The following is a 14,346-nucleotide window of genomic DNA, read 5'->3' as shown; positions in this document are numbered from 1 at the left end:
CCTGCTCGCCGAGGTGGGTCAAGCCGGAGTGGCGGTACTCGTGCAGGCCCCAGCCGGTGCCCGGCCCGGCGTGCGCGGTGTGCTGGTCGAGCAGCCAGCGTCCACAACCCCGCCGCCTGGGGGCAGTTACCGAACGTCAACCTGACCTCTACCGCGCGCGACGTCTTCGACATCCTCGCCGCCCGCCAGGCCCCCGGCGGCGAGGTCCGCATCAAACAGAAGGCACTCGCCGAGCGTCTGGGGATCCCGCAGAGCACCGTGTCGCGGGCGATGAGCGACCGCGGTCAACGTCACGCTTTGGCGTCAGCCATGCCACTGGTGACGGTGATCGCCGCCACGTCGCCGGTCTCGGTCAGCCCCAACCAGACGACACCGCCTGACTGTGCCGTGAACGTAACCAGATCGGCTTGTTGTGATTCGTCGCTGATTCGCTCGCAACCGTCCGGCAGCTGTCCGCTCTCACGCGGCTCCCAACGGCCATCCACGCATGTGCGAAACGGCGCGGACAAGGTCGTCCACGCGCCAGCGTCGGCGAAGCAGCCAACATTATGGTCAGCACCGAACCGGGGACGCTCACCCGGCGGAAGCCGGTCGATGTCCTCGCCGGCACCCAGGCACATCTCCCACCCGACCACAGCAGCGTCACTGATGCGCAACCGGGTCGCCGCGCTCTCGACGCCATCGACTCGCTCGCCGAAGAACTCGTACGGGCCCGCCGCCCACGCGATCTCCACTCGGTAGACGCCTGGAGGAATGCGCACCGCCAGCTCCCGCGGAGGCCTCGTCGGCAACCCACGCTCATTTTTCCGGGTGTCGTCATCGTCCCACGGCGCATCCACCACAAGACGGCCGCTGGGTACACGGATGGTCGTCACCTCCTCGATGTTCGTCACAACGACGGGTGTTGTCGGATCGTCGTACACCGACCCGAGGCGCGCACCGGGCGTGAAGACCGTCTCCAGGTACCAGGTGGCCTCAGGCCCGGCTGCCAGCCGCGCGTCCCCTACCCACTGCATGTCTCACCCCTCCTCCCCGCCCGGCCGGGCGGCCAGCCGAAACGTACGCGGGCCCGCTGACATCGGTACTACGTACAGCGTCACGATCCGTGGGCGCTCCCCAAGATCTGTGCCAAACCCCAGAACAAGTGCTTACAAACAACCGGATACGTGCGCACCGCTTTCAAGCACCGGATCGACGCGGACAAGAACGGGTGCAACACAGGGGCTGAGATTCTGCTGGCGGGCTTTGAGGGTGCAGATGCCGCTCTGGGCTGCAATCCAGACTGTCCGGAAGCAGTCATGGTGGGATAGGTGCTGGGTCCAGGGCCCGCCATCAGCCCCGAGCCCCGCTGCATCACCCGCCGGCTGGCTCGTTCGTTACCACGCCGGTGCCCAACGGCTTCGACGAATCGGAGCATGAGAAGGACCTTCTCAGCGGTCGTGCCAGTCCTCGCGGCCGAACTGGGCAGCGCTGACGCACGTGTCCCCGGCTCTGGCGGCCTTGATGAAGAGGTTGAATTCCAGGGCTCCGATGTTGCCGTCGCCTCCGAAAGCCAACCCCAGGTCCTCCTCTTCGTGGGATTGGATATACCGGAGCAGGGCCGTGTTGACGGCGGACAGCGGCCTGCCGATCAGCCGGATTCCGGCGCACTCGACCTGCGGTCCGGTGCGCCCGTGCACGGTGACCGCGGCCAGGGTGGGAAGCCGGTCGGGGCCGTACTCGTAGTAGGCGGTGACGCCTGTGCTGTCGAAGCGGTCCTCGCGGAGCTGCCAGGGGCCAGGACGTGCGTAGCCTTCGAGGCCGAAGGCGTACGTTCCCTGCCGGGACGATGGTTTTTCTGACAGCGCGGCCGTGACCTGCTGCGGGTTCATGTGAAACCGCAGCGGTCCGACGCGTTCCATCGGTACGAACCCCCACAGGGGCCGCTCCTTCTCCTCCTTCACCGGCCATGCTCCCGTCTGCGGCGGCTTCTCGGAGGTGTCCCACCAGTCTTTCACCGGTGGGGACCCGAAGGGATCCGCCGCCAACTCAGGGGCGACAAGCAGCGCCGTGGTGAGCAGGACACCCCGGGGGCCCGTGTAGTCCTCCCCGTCGAACACATCCCGGCCCAGACTGGTGCCCAGAGAAACGCCCCAGGCTGCGACCTCCGGATCACCGCTCCAGTTCCCCCGCACAGCCACGCCCTCCCCTTGGGCATGGTGGTAGAGATCCGCACGTACCTCGGACGGCACCCGGCCGATGAGTTCGATGTCGTGCAGCCGCACCGACGGCCCTCGTTCAGGATCGACATGCACCGCGACCAGTCGGACGCCCTCGCCGAAGAAGAGCGTCAGCCCCAAGTCGTCGCAGGAACCCCAGGTGGTGCCGTTCTCGCGTCCAGAGGACAGATGGAAGCTCATACCGTCCAGAGCCTCTGACACCTGATCCGGAACCATCCCGAACCGCAACGGCCCCACTCCCCTCAACGGCTCCAGCACCCACTGCCGCTGCTTTTGGCCCGGCTTCGACCACCAGGGCATAGCCCCCCCGATTGACTTGTGTTTCCGCCCGGCACCAGGGCCGACGATCTTGCACGACACCCTAGACGGTGCCTGTGACACACGGACGGCGGAGACTGGCCGTTGCGTCCGCGGTTGTGGTCAGTCACTCGTGACAGGCAGGGGACCAGGCCGCCTGCCGGGTGTACACGGTCAGGTCGTTACGGGCAGGCAACCCATGCAGCTCACGGCGCTGCACGTCGGTCAACTCGCCCCGGAGGCTCTTCCCCATAGCGTCCCTCCCGCCCGCAGGGCGCCTGCCCACCGCCCCCAGCTGCACCGGCCCCGCTTAGAACGGCGGGTCCTCGACGTATCCCTCAGGGTCTTGCTTGCTGGTCCCGCCGCCGTTGTCCTCCGCGTCGTCGCCCCAGTCCTTGCGGGGTCCCCACCTCTGTTCCTGCTCCTCGCGTTGAGCGGCAACGCTGGGGATGGCGGCAAGTGCTTCTAGAGGGCGGTCCAGGCGTGCCAGCAGGTGCGCGCGGTCTGTGGCGGCGTTGCGGCCAGGGTGTTGTGCGAGCAGGCGGATGGCCTCGTCCAGTCGGCCGTCCTTGGCCATCAGTCCGGCGATCGTGCAGGCTCGTTCCTCGGCGTCCAGCTCGGGTGTGGCTTCGATTTCCGTGATGGCTTCGCGGCAGCGCCCCAGTTCGCCCATCAGCCACCACCGGTTGGACGGAACCCAGTCCCCGCGCTCCGCAACGTACTCCGCACTGCACTCGTCCAGCAGTTGCAGCGCCCGGTCGTGGAGCCCGTTCTCAGCGAGCAGGAGGACCACGCCTTGCAGGGGGCTCTCCCACGGGTCTTCGAAAGCAGGCCGCCCCACTGCGATGGCTTCCTCGAACCGGCCCTGCTCGATGAGGAACTCCATGAGCAGCCCCTCCTGGCCCCCCGGATCCTTGGCCGTGGCGATGTTTCCGCGCAGGATCTCCTCGGCGTCCTGCGCGCGTCCCGCCGCCGTGAACGCCTTCGTCAGAGGGCGGAAGGCTTCGCGCGCATGGTCGCCCGTGGCCGCTTGCTGCAGTTCCTTGAGCCGTCCGTGCCGGGCAAGCAGCTGTGCGTAGGACTGGACAGTGTTCTGTGGGCCGTAGCGGCGCGCGGCCACATCGTCGCCGAGCACCCGGATCGCCTCCTCGGCCTGCCCCGACCGCTCCAGGACCTCCGCTTGGAGGTCCAACGCCTCCCAGAGCGGGTGGGAACGGCCCTGCGTCTGGTGCTGGCGTGCCTCGTCGGCAAGCGGCGCCAGGAGCTCCAGCACGCGGGCGTCCCTCCCCTGCCCCTGCGTCATCGTGACCAGACAGCGCATCGTCCACCGGTCCCGCAGATACGGTTCGAGAAACGTGATCGCTTCGTCGGCACGCCCGCACTTCACCAGGGTTTCGGCGTACACCTCACACGCACCGAGCGACGACTCCTCCCCCACTGGGCGCGTCAACGCCAAGGCCTCCTCCACCCGCCCCCACGCGAGCAGAATGTCCACACCCGCAGATACGGCCGGCAGCCAGCCCGTCTCCGCGAACGGCTTCATCACCGCCCACGCCCGCTCGAACTCACCCGCCGCCCGCAGCGCGTCCACGGCACCCTGCGCGCAGAACCAGTCGCCCCGCTCGGCTGCCGCCCGGGCCACCAGGTCCACATGCCCGTGCTCAAGGAGAGAGTCCACCACCCGCGGAGGGACTCCGCCGAGCCAGTCCGCCTGCCACTCAAGATCATCAATGTTCACCGAGAAAGGCTAGAAGCCACCACTGACAATGCCGCGCCCCCCGACGGGAAGTGCGGTACACCCGGCTCAAGGACCGTCGAAGCAGTGGCCGACAGCTCCGGCCGTGACCGGCCACATGGCACTCCGGCACGCCCGCGACCTCAGCAGCCATCCGGCCTCTGATCGAGGAAAAGAACGATCTCGCCGCACTGCCGTGTCTACCGGGTCAGATCACGGCTGCCAGCAGTGCGTGCAGGTCACGACGTTGCCCGTCGGCCACCGCGATCCGAAGGATGTGCGGCATGACACCCCTCTCCAAGGGCACCTACCCGACGCAATCAACTTCACCACCTCCGCTTAGATTTTGCGTGCGATGCTCGCGAATGCCGCAGCATGATCCGGTGGGTGGTGCGCGTACCTGCTGACGGGAAACCAGAGCTGGGGCCGTCAGACCCCACCTCTGAACCTGTCTGACGGAGCTGCGCCAGCTTCCCGAGTCATCGACCACGTAAAGACGTGCTCAGGTGAGGAGACGCCAGTCCTGAGGATCGAAGCAGACGAGGCCGAGTGCCCGAGCCCGCTCCACGGCAAAGTCCGCACCCTGCTCGTACTTGCTGAAGACCATGCCGAAGTAGATCAGCGGACCGCTCGCTTCGCTAAGTAGCGGTCCGGTGGACCAAGGGATGGCCTCATCGTCTTCCTCGTCGCCCTGACCGAGGTCGGGCCAGCGCTCCAGCAGGTCACCGACGAATCGTCTGATGAGATCGGTGGGCGGGATGCTCTGCCCGCTGCATGCGGCATGAAGGGCGTTGAAGACGTCGCCTGCCATTGTGTCGTCGGAGGGGCGCGGGCCTTCCCAAACTGCCAGGTCATAGCTCATCCACACATTGTGCTGGGCTGCACTGACACTCCCGTTGCAGAGGGCCGAACCAGTCGGAATCCCGAGGCCGCCAAGCTTGAAAATGTCGGCGGGTTCGGTCGACGTTTGTCGGTGACCGCCATCGACTCTGCGGATGCCGGTTGCTCAATGTCGCTCAGTTCCGTCAACGCCGCTGGACTGCGCCGCAGAGCCGGAGTGCCCAAGGTATTGCTGCAACTCATCGACACGGCCGCCGAGAAGCGTTCCCGGAACTGGGCCACATGCGTTGCTGCTGCCCGTCGACATTCTCACCAAGCTCATCGTTCATGCACCATGGACGATTTCGGCCGGTCGTGGCCGTGTCGCGTCGTTGATGATCGATGAACTTGAGGTGCAAGCCGGGCCGTTGGCCCGGCGGCGGGTTCCCGGCCCTGACCCGGGCTCGGTGACGGAGTCGTTCGAGGCCGGCACGCATCTCGTACGCAGCAAGAACGTGAAATGGCTGGACCCGGCGGGCTACGCCCGCCGGGTCGACGTCGGGTTGCGCGGACTGAACCTGCACGGTCGGGAGATCGACGGGTGGCGGGGGCGCAACAGCCAGCGCGATTGCGCGTTCGTTGACGGCCTCTACGGCACCGGGCTGCGGCTGAGTGAGTGGGCCAGCGTCCTGCGCTTGGAGCTGCCCGCCGACGACGAGACACGCACCTACTACACCTGCCGGCTGGCAGAGGCATGCGCCAAGGGAGGACGTGGGCGCCGCTTCTGGATGCCGCGCAGCGTCCTGGTCGATGTCCTGGCCTACGAGGAAGGCGAGCGCGCCGCAGCGGTACGCCGAGCTCAGCGCGCCTGCCGCTACGATCGGCTGCCAGGTGTCGGCCTACTCCAGAATGGGCTCTGCCGCTGATCTTGTGACGCTGCGTCGGCCTGACGGCCCTGGCGGTGATGGCCGAGGTGATCGGATACCCCTCGCTGGACGGCGGGCTGATCGCCCTGCAGGCCGTGCATCAGCCGCTCGCCCAGGTCAGCGTGCCCGGGCGAGGTCCAGCAGGTGGTGCATGACCGCCACCGACAGTGCCGGATTGCCTGCGGCAGCGACAGCATGTGCCGGCAGGGTGAGCCGCCGGAGCAGTTCGTCGGCAGGCAGCCTGGGGTCGCGCACCGCCCAGCCACCCACCTCAGGGTCGTCGGCCAGCCGCAGCACCAGCTCCGGCCCGGCCTCCGGGTCGTCCAACGCGGCGCGCCGCAGACGCGGGTTGGGGTCGTCGGCGAACCGCGCCAGCCCGGGCCGGGCGAAGTTGCGGTGGTTGCGGTACCCCGACCAGTACCGGTCCTGCACCGTGGCGTACAGCTCCACCAGCAGCTCGTGCGGTGCGTCCTCGCACGATTCGGCCAATGTGCGCCGCACCCACTCGTCCTCGTCCGCGGCCAGCAGGGCCACCACGCCCGGCGTCAGGTGCGGCTGAGCCGCGAGCACCCGCCGCAGCCCGACGTGCGCCGACCGCGCGATCCGGCGGGCCGCCTCCGGGGCGGTCGCCTGCCGTGCAATCCACGGCGGCGGCGACCAGAAGTGCTGCCACACCGTACAAGGGATAGCCGTGCGCTGTTCCTCCGTCAGCTCCTCCCGCATCGACACCGCGAGCCGGACGTCGTTCTCGGGATCCTCCGCCAGCCGCAGGGCCAGGACAGTCGGTACCTCGGGATCAGCGGCGGCCTTCATCCGCACCGCCGGATCCGGGTGCGTCACCCGCTGCTCCGCCATCAGCACGGGCGGCGGCTCCTGCACCGCGACGGGCGGTTTCTCACTCTCGCCGACGATCCGCCGGATCTTCGGTTCCAGGTCCTGCGCCAGGATCTCCAGCACCCCGGCAGGGATACGGCGCTCGTACTCGAAGAGCATCACCGCGTACACGAACCGGACCCGTGGTTCCGGATCCCGCGCGAGCCGGGCCAGCACGTCAACGTCCGCCGTCGCGTTCTCCGTCACGTCCAGCCGGTGCTGGATCTGCGGCGAAGCCACCAGCAGCTCCGTCGCCGCGGCATCCAAGGTCCTGCGCTTGAGCCAGCCGCAAGGCATCGGCAGCTCGTCGAACCGCAGCAGCCGGGCCAGGATCTCCACCGGCAGCACCTGATTGCCCGCCAGCCCCTGGAGCCAGCCGTCCACCACATCGCCATCCGCAGCTGCCCGCTCCAGCGCCCCACCCCATCCGTCCATCCCGCCATTCTCGCTGCCCCGACGCCGTGGGTTCGCCGCTGGCCGACGCCACCAGGCCCGCCCAGCACGGGCGCACGCCCTGCCACGGAGGAGCACGGAAAGGGACGCTGGGGCCCGGGCGCGGCTGCCGTCGCGTTTTCGTGATCAGCGATTGCGGGGCTGCAATTTCTCCGCGTAATCCCCCCGCCCCACCGGACCCCGGTGACCGCTCAGACGGCTATGGGCGCCTACCGCTCGCGCACCGGCGACCGCGGGACTGCCCCTGCGCATGTGAACGGCAGTTGTAGGCGACCCGCAGCATCACGGCGTGCATGGGACTGCTCTTGCGCGCGTGGACGGCACTCTTCTTGGCTCCCCACTTTGCCCCGCTGGTCGGGACTGCCTTTCGATTGTCAGTGGTCGGGTGCTGGGACCAGGGCACGGAGACGGGGTGGGCAGGCCGGGGTGGGCGCCGCTGTACGGACTACCGGCTGCACCTCGCCAGGGCTGACGTGAACGGCGTTAGGTGTTTCGGCTCTGCCCGAAACACCTGGAGGCCGTCGTGCGGGCGTTCGTACGGTCGCTGTGCTCGGTTCGCCTGGCCGCCATCACAGCCTGGCCCGAACCGTGCCGGGCCGGCCGCAGCTTGGCCGCCCGAAGCATGCCGGGGCCAAGCGCTGCCCCCTGCCTCAGCGGCGCAGAAATCGGGGAACCACATGACCATGCACAGGAAGACAGCCGTCGCCGTCTCCGGTGCCGCCCTCCTGCTGGCGGGTGTCACCACCTCCACGGCTCAAGCAGCGCCGACAGCGGCCCCCTCCGCCCGGACCATGGGCACCTGCCCGGTGCACGCCAACGCCCGGGTGAACGGTGCGATCGCGGCATGGAGCCTCAAGTGCCACAGCCCGGAGTACGTAAGCGTGAACGGCAACTTCAAGGACACCAAAGCCGACGGCAAGTGCGCACGGGTCAAGATCGTGACGGCGTACGTCACCAAGCGCCACACCGCCTGCGGCAAGGGCAAGGTCGAACGTTTCAGCTACCTGATGGCGGCCAAGCGCGGTGTCGTGAAGGTCTACCTCTCCGTCGTCTGACCCCTCCCCGCACTGCCACCGCCTAGGCGCGCTGCACCCGGTACCGCTCGACCGGCTCGGCACACCCGAAAGCGTGCTGGCGGCAGCCCGGGCCAGCACCGACCGACCCGGCTGACCGGACCCCGGCGAACGAAAGGGCCGCGCACGCTGCCGCTCCCGACGGGGGCGGTGCAGCCGCGCCACCGGCCTCAAGGCTTGCGCGCGAGTCCGCCGTGCTCGCCGATCTGGGCCGGTACCGGGCCACCCGCGTGCGGACGCCAGAGGGGGACGGACACCACGCCGGGATCCAGCAGTTCCAGGCCCTCGAAGTAGGCGGCGATCTGCTCCACCGGACGCAGGAAGTACGGCGCGGCACCGGAGGCGTTGTAGGCGTCCTGGGCCCGTTCGTAGTCGGCGTCGACACCGCGCGAACCGTCGTTGAGGGAGAGGTAGCTGCCCGGGGGCAACGCCGCCATAAGCCGGGTGACGACGGTGCGCGCCTGCCCGTAGTCGGCGACGTGGCCGAGGATGTTGCTGAGGATGAGAGCGGTGGGACGGGTGAGGTCCAGCGTCCGTGCGGCGGCCTCCAGGATGCGGTCCGGGTCGGCGAGGTCCGCGTCGAGGTACGCGGTGGTGCCCTCCGGCGTGGAGGTGAGCAGAGCGCGCGCGTGCGCGAGGACCGTCGGATCGTTGTCGACGTACATGATCTTGCTCTCGGGGGCGAGCCGCTGCGCGACCTCATGCGTGTTGTCCTCGGTGGGCAGGCCCGTGCCCACGTCCAGGAACTGGCGGATGCCCGCCTCGTTCACCAGATGGGTGAGGGTGCGGTGCAGGAAGGCGCGGCTGCTGCGCGCGATGGTCGTGATCCCGGGATACACGGCGCTGTACGCGTCCCCGGCCGCCTCGTCGACGGGGTAGTTGTCCTTCCCGCCCAGCCAGTAGTTCCAGATCCTGGCGGAGTGCGGAACCGAGGTGTCGATCTTCTGCTGACCCGCCGGGCCGGACCCGGTCGTGCTGTCGGTCATGTGAGCTGTCCGTCTTTCTTCGGGGGCGCGGTCGGCCGGCGGGCCGCAAGCGGGCGTGTCCGGGTACATACAACCTACTGTTCAAAGCCGTTTGTGCGTATGTCAGTTCGCCTCCCGTCGCGCGAGGACGTGACGCAAGCCGAATTCGCAGCCTTCCCGAGTGGGGTCCGCATGTCGCTGCTCGGTCCGGCGGCTGTCTCCCCGGCCGCTCGGCGTTTCTGACGTCAGCGCGGCTCGATCAGGCCGTGCTGGTAGGCGAGGGCGACCAGGTGGGCACGGTCGCGGGCGTCGAGCTTTGCCAGTGCGCGGCTGACGTGGGTCTTGGTCGTGGCCGGGCTGATGACGAGCTCGCGGGTGATCTCCTCGTTGCTCAGGCCCGGCGCGACGAGCGCCACGACCTCGCGTTCGCGGGTGGTGAGCTGGGCGAACACATCCCCGTTGACCGAGGCGGCGGGCTTCGTCATCCGGGCGATGAGGCGCCGGGTAAGACCGGGGGACAGCAGTTCCTCGCCACCCGCGACGACCCGCACGCCGTGCAGGAGCTGGGCCGGGTCGGTGTTCTTGAGCAGAAACCCGCTCGCGCCCGCGTTCAGGCCTTCGATGGCGTAGTGGTCCTCGTCGAAAGTGGTGAGGATGAGGATGCGTACGCCGGCGAGCGTCGGATCCGCGGCGATTCGCCGGATGCCCTCGATGCCGTCCACACCGGGCATCTGGACGTCCATCAGTACGACGTCGGGGTGTGTGGTGCGGGCGAGTTCGGCCGCGCTCGCGCCGTCGCCCGCCTCACCGACCACCGTCATGTCGGGTTCGCTGTCGATCAGCACCCGGAACCCGCCGCGCACGAGGGCCTGTCGTCGACGATGAGTATCTTGATCACGCGCTGTCCCAGGACGCGGCATGAATGCTCCGCCCCCTCCCCCTGCGGGGCACCACCCTTTGTGGTCGGAGAACTTCCAGACCGATCCCGGGACGCTGTCGCGACTGCTCCGTAAGCTTCGGCAGATGCCGGTGCTGGAGGAGATCCTGGAAGCGGCCGGGGACATCCTCAGCGAACAGGCCCCGGCCCCACCCGAACTCCACCCCCTGACCAGCCAGTTGTCCGCAGACCTGCGCCGGATCGTCGCCCTCGCAACGGGCGGCCGGGGCAGTGGGGACACCACCTGCAGAAACTGGTGGGCCGGGCACAGCAGCAGGTCGCCTCGGCGTGGCCCGAGCAGCCCGAGGGGCTGCGGATGTGCCTGCGGCAGGCGGCCGGCGTGGTGGAGGCCCTGGTCGACCGCCTCACCGAGATCGATGCGCTGGACGAGGTCGCGCCGGTCGATGCTGCCGACCGCGTCCACTGCCACCAGGCGGACACCGAGCGCGCGCACGCGCGCCCGGTCCAGCGCCCACCTGTAGCTCCGTACTACGTCCCGATTCTGGAGAAAAGCACGTGAGTAATCCGGCACAGGAAACCAGCACTGCCCGCACGGCCCCCACCCCCGAGCACGAGCCCGCCATCGACCCCGTGGCGGTGCGCGCCGGGTGCACCGAGATCCTCCAGTGGCGGATGCCGCCCGAGCACCGGCGCATCCGCGAAGCCGCCAGCGACCTCCACACCTGGTACTGGAACCTCGCCCACCACCTCGATCCCGCCCTGTTCACCCCCGCAGAATGGCCGGACCACCTGGCCGTCCTCGCCCGGGGCCGGGAGCTGGCCGGTAACGCATCCCTGGTATACGGCACCGGAGCGAACGCACCGCTGGAAGCCCTGGGGCACGTCCAGGCCCTGGCCCGGTGCGTGCGCGCCCTCGCACACACCCTGGAAACCCAGCACCACCTCACCCCCGCCATCCGCCGCCAACGCGAACGCACAGCCCGCCCCCTCAACAGAGGCCCGCGATGAACGCCATCGCCGCGAACGCCGACTGGATCACGGTCATCATCAACCGGGCCACGCACCAGATCGGTCAACCCACAGCCCAACAGACCGCCGAACTCGCCACCGACCTGGTCACAGCGGCCAACACCCTGCTGCCCCAGCTCAACCTCAGCCGAGTCCCCCAGCCCCGTCGTGCGCGGCTCGCACGCGCGGTCACCACCACCCGGATCCTCATCACCCACCGGCTCAACGGCCTGGCCACCGACGGCGACTTCTGCACCAACCTCGGCTGCCAACTACGCCGCATCCAGTACGCCATCCACCACTACAACCCACCACCCCGTTATGTTTTCCGCGGTCCTGCAACGGGACCGCCTGGCAGTACGCCCTCGACGGACGCGGGCACCGCTGGAGCCCGCCCGCCGCCACGGCTGGGCTCCGCTTCGACGCCTTCACCGCGCAGCGCCCCGGCGAGTGGTCACAGCGGCGACGTCGGGCGTCGTTTCGCGGTGACTGCGGAAGTCACGCTCGGCGGCGGCAACTCGGAGGGGGTGCGGGTCGGCGGCTTCTGCTGGAGCGGCGCGGACGCCCGTCGGTTTTGCACCACAGGAGGTCGGCTGGCGTGCCATTGCAGGGCGCGGCCCGCCGCGCGCGTGAGAGCGCCCAGGAGCGCGGTGTCGACATGGGCCAAGAGGCCGGGGGAACGGTGGTGCAGGGACAGCACGCCCAGGACCGGCCCGCCCGGCTGCCCCAGGGGCAGCGACAGCACGGCACGGCTCTGGGCATCCAGCACGGCCTGCCGGCTGCCGTCGGTGAACAGGGAGCTGGTGCGCACGTCATGCACCCACACCGCACAGCCGCTCTCGGCCGCCTGGCCGCACGCGGTGCTCCGGTCGGCCACCAGCGCAAAGTACGTCAGAAACGGTGCGCTCATGCCGCGGTGGGCCACCAATTGCAGCCCCCCGTTGGCCGGGCACGCCTGCTGTGCATCGCACCGGGGCACGTCCAGCACCTCCGCCACGCACCCCGCCAGGGCATCCAGCAGTGTCGTTGGCGGTGTGCCGGCCAGGAAGTAGGGGTCGAGGAATTCCAGGCGGGGAAAGCTCGTTTGGTCCCGCGGGCTCTCCAGGGCCTTGATCTGGATCTGGCTGGCCATGCGCTCGGCATCCACCTGCCGCTGCTCCGCATAAGCCCGCGCGTGCACGGCCCGCTGTGCGGCCAGCGCGGCAGCCTCGTTGTGCCTGCGCACTCCACCCCCCACCCTCAACCGGGCGCCCTGGGCAAGGACGCAGGGCCCTCCCACGATAGCGAGCGGCAGGGGAACCCGTCCCCGGTGAGCGCAGCGCAGGACGTCGTCGTGGCCGGGACTGCTTATCCGGAATGGTCTCCTGGCAACCTCAGGCGGAGCGATCACGGTTGTGGCCGAGTCCACAAGAAGTGGGACAGCCCCCGCAGTAGGTGACACAGCCAGGCGAGGGGCCCGCCGCCTGGGCCCTGTGGGCCGACGACCACCCCGACCGCCCCGACTGGACACTCACCGCCTCCCGCCACCCCCCAGCCCCCTGCTCGCCTCCCTCACCGAAGAACTCGCCGACATCACCCGCACCCGCGCGCCGGCACCCCCCGACCACCGGCCCGGACTGCACCGCACCCTCGGCACCCCGCCCGCTCCGGCTCCCGCCGCCCCGTCCCCGTCCCCGCACCGCGCTCGCTGACCGGCCGGGAGATCCACCAGGGAACCCGCCACAACAGCCGCACCCCACGCTACGAATCGAGCAGCACATGCCCTCCGACGCCCCCGCCGGACACATCCTCTTCAGCAAGCACCCGCGGCACCCCAGCGCCGTCATCGCCGCCCTCAGCGGGCGCGGAGCGTGAAGCGTGTGGCCTGCAACACCGGATCTGCGCTGGACTCGCCTTCCTCCAGACGCAGGCAGGCGGTGACCAGTTGCCGGCGGGAGAGCCCGGCGAGTTCTTCACGCAGGACCGGATCCGCGGTGATCAGTACTGCTTTGAGTTGGTTTGCAGCCTGTCTCCGTGCTTTGACCGCGGAATCCTTGGCATTGAGGCAAAGGCGTGCGATCTCCGCAGGGCCGTCCCGCGACTTCACCTGGGATCGCGCGCGACAGCTGAGCACTGCGCGGGCGGCGGCCTCGGCGTCCTTCCCGTCCGACTTGCTCTGCCGACGGCGGGCCACACGCCCGGGACCCGGTGCTTCGAGGAACTCCAAACCCTGGGCCAGCAGAGAGCGGGACAAGCCCGCGCCGTAGCTGGCGGACGACTCCACTCCCGCGCACCGGACAGCTCCCAACCCGACTGCCGACGCATAGAGTTGCCGGTAGCCCTGGGCGGTGGCGGGGAAGCGTTCAATCCCCAGGGTCCTGCCCGTCATCGAGAGCACGGCCGCCACGTGGAAGTCGCGGTGCGTGTCCACCCCCAGCACGGCCCCATTGCCTGCAGCAGTACCCGCAGGACGGGCAGTGACTGGTGTGCCGATCACTCATCACCCTTGCCCGATACGTGGATGGTGGTCACGCCGCTGCTCGGACGAACGGTCTCAAGTGAGACTGTGCAGGTCAGTCACGCATGGCAGTGGTCTGGACACGCTTGCCCGAACCAGCGTTCAAGCGCACCACTGGGTTGCGTCGGCGACGCAGGATGGTCAGGACACTCCGGTCCGTATTTCTCGGGAGCCAGCCGACGGCAATGCAGTGATGTTCCTGGCTACTTTCCGCATTCACGCGATCCCTACGCCGGCAGCCGAGGCGGCCCGACATGGCAACTGAAGCCCCGCAGCGCTCGCGCGCCCCGGTCGCACGACTTCCTCGGATATCGCCGCCCGCGCACATTGCGCGCGTCAGCGATGCACAACAAGCCGCACCTCGGGACTTGACCGCACAGTTGCCCCCGTCAGGACTATGTGGGCAGCCGCACCACCAGCATCCGAAAGCTGCGGGACTCCCCGTTGTCAGCGGCAGGGTCTACCGTTTCCCGGCATGGCCAATGATGTGTTCCACACGCGGTACAGCATCAAGATCGAACTCACGCATCCGGACCTGAGGCATCCCGACCGCCCCCGCCTGCTCGACGGGGTCACCCAGCCG

At 69.1% G+C, this 14,346-nt stretch carries 13 protein-coding genes and 1 pseudogene; 4 read left to right on the top strand and 10 right to left on the bottom strand.

Annotated elements, in window-relative coordinates:
• The 5 genes and pseudogenes from ACFYVL_RS40995 to ACFYVL_RS40975 all read right to left on the bottom strand — a co-directional run.
• Window positions 1-109 (bottom strand): annotated as a pseudogene (locus ACFYVL_RS40995) (site-specific integrase); the annotation flags it as partial.
• 181 nt (window positions 110-290) lie between these two features.
• Window positions 291-1,016: a DUF4241 domain-containing protein gene (locus ACFYVL_RS40990; protein ID WP_389254523.1), complete on the bottom strand. Its 726-nt coding sequence runs from the start codon at window positions 1,014-1,016 to the stop codon at window positions 291-293.
• 414 nt (window positions 1,017-1,430) lie between these two features.
• On the bottom strand, window positions 1,431-2,477 hold the full coding sequence (locus ACFYVL_RS40985; RefSeq protein WP_389254521.1) for a hypothetical protein: 1,047 nt from the start codon (window positions 2,475-2,477) through the stop codon (window positions 1,431-1,433).
• 349 nt (window positions 2,478-2,826) lie between these two features.
• Window positions 2,827-4,254, bottom strand: coding sequence for a hypothetical protein (locus ACFYVL_RS40980; protein ID WP_389254519.1), 1,428 nt, complete (start codon window positions 4,252-4,254; stop codon window positions 2,827-2,829).
• A gap of 499 nt (window positions 4,255-4,753) precedes the next feature.
• Window positions 4,754-5,113: a hypothetical protein gene (locus tag ACFYVL_RS40975; RefSeq protein WP_389254517.1), complete on the bottom strand. Its 360-nt coding sequence runs from the start codon at window positions 5,111-5,113 to the stop codon at window positions 4,754-4,756.
• A 265-nt stretch (window positions 5,114-5,378) separates the two neighbouring features.
• Between ACFYVL_RS40975 and ACFYVL_RS40970 the strand changes: the two genes are divergently transcribed.
• Window positions 5,379-5,996, top strand: a complete 618-nt coding sequence (locus ACFYVL_RS40970) for a hypothetical protein (RefSeq protein WP_389254515.1) — start codon at window positions 5,379-5,381, stop codon at window positions 5,994-5,996.
• A 117-nt stretch (window positions 5,997-6,113) separates the two neighbouring features.
• On the opposite strand, the gene ACFYVL_RS40965 is transcribed toward ACFYVL_RS40970, so the two are convergent.
• Window positions 6,114-7,304, bottom strand: a complete 1,191-nt coding sequence (locus ACFYVL_RS40965; protein ID WP_389254513.1) for a hypothetical protein — start codon at window positions 7,302-7,304, stop codon at window positions 6,114-6,116.
• Between the two features lie 701 nt (window positions 7,305-8,005).
• On the opposite strand from ACFYVL_RS40965, the gene ACFYVL_RS40960 reads away from it, so the two are divergent.
• Window positions 8,006-8,377: a hypothetical protein gene (locus ACFYVL_RS40960; protein WP_389254511.1), complete on the top strand. Its 372-nt coding sequence runs from the start codon at window positions 8,006-8,008 to the stop codon at window positions 8,375-8,377.
• Between the two features lie 188 nt (window positions 8,378-8,565).
• On the opposite strand, the gene ACFYVL_RS40955 is transcribed toward ACFYVL_RS40960, so the two are convergent.
• Together ACFYVL_RS40955 and ACFYVL_RS40950 are read right to left on the bottom strand one after the other, a co-directional pair.
• Complete coding sequence (locus ACFYVL_RS40955; protein ID WP_389254509.1) at window positions 8,566-9,381, bottom strand: SAM-dependent methyltransferase; 816 nt, start codon at window positions 9,379-9,381, stop codon at window positions 8,566-8,568.
• A gap of 224 nt (window positions 9,382-9,605) precedes the next feature.
• Window positions 9,606-10,223, bottom strand: coding sequence for a response regulator (locus ACFYVL_RS40950; RefSeq protein ID WP_389254507.1), 618 nt, complete (start codon window positions 10,221-10,223; stop codon window positions 9,606-9,608).
• 330 nt (window positions 10,224-10,553) lie between these two features.
• Here ACFYVL_RS40950 and ACFYVL_RS40945 point away from each other — a divergent pair, with 330 nt between their 5' ends.
• Together ACFYVL_RS40945 and ACFYVL_RS40940 are read left to right on the top strand one after the other, a co-directional pair.
• Entirely contained in the window at window positions 10,554-10,817 is a 264-nt protein-coding gene (locus ACFYVL_RS40945) for a hypothetical protein (protein WP_389254505.1), read from the top strand.
• Window positions 10,814-11,266, top strand: a complete 453-nt coding sequence (locus ACFYVL_RS40940) for a hypothetical protein (protein WP_389254503.1) — start codon at window positions 10,814-10,816, stop codon at window positions 11,264-11,266. The genes ACFYVL_RS40945 and ACFYVL_RS40940 overlap by 4 nt, the downstream gene beginning before the upstream one ends.
• 454 nt (window positions 11,267-11,720) lie before the next feature.
• Here ACFYVL_RS40940 and ACFYVL_RS40935 read toward each other — a convergent pair whose 3' ends face one another.
• Together ACFYVL_RS40935 and ACFYVL_RS40930 are read right to left on the bottom strand one after the other, a co-directional pair.
• Entirely contained in the window at window positions 11,721-12,491 is a 771-nt protein-coding gene (locus tag ACFYVL_RS40935; protein ID WP_389254501.1) for a GAF domain-containing protein, read from the bottom strand.
• A gap of 609 nt (window positions 12,492-13,100) precedes the next feature.
• Window positions 13,101-13,676, bottom strand: a complete 576-nt coding sequence (locus ACFYVL_RS40930; RefSeq protein ID WP_389254499.1) for a transposase — start codon at window positions 13,674-13,676, stop codon at window positions 13,101-13,103.
• Window positions 13,677-14,346 lie beyond the last annotated feature (670 nt).

Source organism: Streptomyces sp. NPDC004111 (genome assembly GCF_042874215.1).
Classification (GTDB): Bacteria; Actinomycetota; Actinomycetes; order Streptomycetales; family Streptomycetaceae; genus Streptomyces.
The sequence above is the reverse complement of the archived record's forward strand: the minus strand, read 5'-3'. Positions and strand labels throughout refer to the sequence as shown.

What these genes read in the sequence shown, in the direction of transcription:
- ACFYVL_RS40990 (WP_389254523.1), bottom strand. Translation starts at nt 1,016, where the DNA reads ATGCAGTGGGTAGGGGACGCGCGGCTGGCAGCCGGGCCTGAGGCCACC.
- ACFYVL_RS40975 (WP_389254517.1), bottom strand. Translation starts at nt 5,113, where the DNA reads ATGAGCTATGACCTGGCAGTTTGGGAAGGCCCGCGCCCCTCCGACGAC.
- ACFYVL_RS40965 (WP_389254513.1), bottom strand. Translation starts at nt 7,304, where the DNA reads ATGGACGGATGGGGTGGGGCGCTGGAGCGGGCAGCTGCGGATGGCGAT.
- ACFYVL_RS40960 (WP_389254511.1), top strand. Translation starts at nt 8,006, where the DNA reads ATGCACAGGAAGACAGCCGTCGCCGTCTCCGGTGCCGCCCTCCTGCTG.
- ACFYVL_RS40955 (WP_389254509.1), bottom strand. Translation starts at nt 9,381, where the DNA reads ATGACCGACAGCACGACCGGGTCCGGCCCGGCGGGTCAGCAGAAGATC.